Source organism: Vibrio harveyi NBRC 15634 = ATCC 14126 = KCTC 12724 (assembly GCF_001591145.1).
GTDB classification, from domain to species: domain Bacteria; phylum Pseudomonadota; class Gammaproteobacteria; order Enterobacterales; family Vibrionaceae; genus Vibrio; species Vibrio harveyi.
The window spans coordinates 1-1,383 of sequence record NZ_BCUF01000126.1 but is presented as its reverse complement, the minus strand read 5'-3'; the positions used below and the strand labels follow the sequence as shown (position 1 = coordinate 1,383).

2 protein-coding genes are annotated in these 1,383 nt (G+C 41.4%); both read right to left on the bottom strand.

From position 1 onward, the window contains the following. Positions 1–22: 22 nt before the first annotated feature. Positions 23–457, bottom strand: coding sequence for a GNAT family N-acetyltransferase (locus VHA02S_RS24765; RefSeq protein WP_038899378.1), 435 nt, complete (start codon positions 455–457; stop codon positions 23–25). A 122-nt stretch (positions 458–579) separates the two neighbouring features. Next, complete coding sequence (locus VHA02S_RS24760) at positions 580–1,347, bottom strand: ribonuclease H family protein (protein ID WP_038899377.1); 768 nt, start codon at positions 1,345–1,347, stop codon at positions 580–582. Positions 1,348–1,383: the final 36 nt, after the last annotated feature.

Here is a 1,383-nt window from a genome sequence, read left to right as displayed (position 1 = left end):
CGAATCCCTCTTGAACAGATTGTTATGTGTTTGAACTTAAAGGGATCTCCATTTCAACCAACCCTTTGACTTCAGATGTTCTAACGAAGCCCTTGGACTCATACAGGCTGATTGCTGGGTTTTCACTAAACACACGCAAAACTAGCTTAGTGGATTGTCTTTTAAGCGCATGTCTAACAACTAGTTCGAGACACTTTGCCCCAATTCCTCTACCCTGAAACTCAGGCAAAATTTGAAAGTCCCTCAAGAAGGTAGTATCGCCACTATAGCTAAAACGGAGAACACCAACACGAGCTTGGTCTCGATGGACTTCGTAATTATCTAACTCATCCCAACTACTTAGAAACTGATTGTGATCCCAGATTATCCCACGAGTTTGATAGTAACTTGCCATATTTGACTTGGTTAAAGATTCTGCGAATAAGGAGTCACTACCTACTTTTAGCTGTACTTCCATACATTTTCCTCTGGTTACACATAACGCCGCATTAAGGTGTGAGCGGCGCTTGGCTATACTTGAGCGAAGCGAAACTGCCAAGCGTTGCGAATCACTCTTAAATGCTTTGTTATGTGTGTCTATCAACCAGCACGCAACGCTAAAAGTTCTGGAATGTTATGAGTTTCTCTATACAAAGAAAGACTCTCATCCTGAGACTCAATAGCTATGATGGACATCCTATCAGCTAACTCATTACCCTCAATGCCAACATGCCCGTTCACATGGTGAATCGTAATTTGAGATGATATCTCTTGGTAGAGAGAATAAGCTGGTTTAATTATGTCCAAATTTTTAATTTCACCGCCAGACTTAGTCCAACCTTTTTTCTCCCAACCATTAGCCCACTTTGTAATACAATCGATAGAGTATTTGGAATCGCAAAAGATACCAACTGAACGTCCTGTTGCCAGCTTCTCCTTAGCAAGTAGTAGAGCTTGATTGATTCCATGAAGCTCAGCAGTATTATTAGTACCAAATGATTGGTACAAACCATACCAGAGTTCGGTTAGTTTATTGTTCTCATATACCGCAAGCCCAGTCCCCGCCTCTCCCGGATTCGGTTCACAAGCACCATCAGTGTAGATTTTCACTTCAAACGGCATTGCATCTATTTGTTCTTGAGATAAGGGGACAGATTTCAATTTGCTAGATTTTTTAACAATCTTGGCTTTAGCCTTTGGTGATGTTGATTTGGCTTTTTTACCGAACGAAGACTCCGCTTCCTCTAAAGTTGGAAACGATTTAAATCTTGCTCCCGCAAAGCCGTCGACTAATGATTTGCACTTCGCCCACGTTGTGAAAATGCCAGTCTCTCGACCTTTCCAAACCACATAATATTTCTTAGCCAAACTGTACTCCTAAAACCAAATTGACCTGACACACAT

Coding starts and splice junctions, on each gene's coding strand:
- VHA02S_RS24765 (WP_038899378.1), bottom strand. CDS start 457: ATGGAAGTACAGCTAAAAGTAGGTAGTGACTCCTTATTCGCAGAATCT.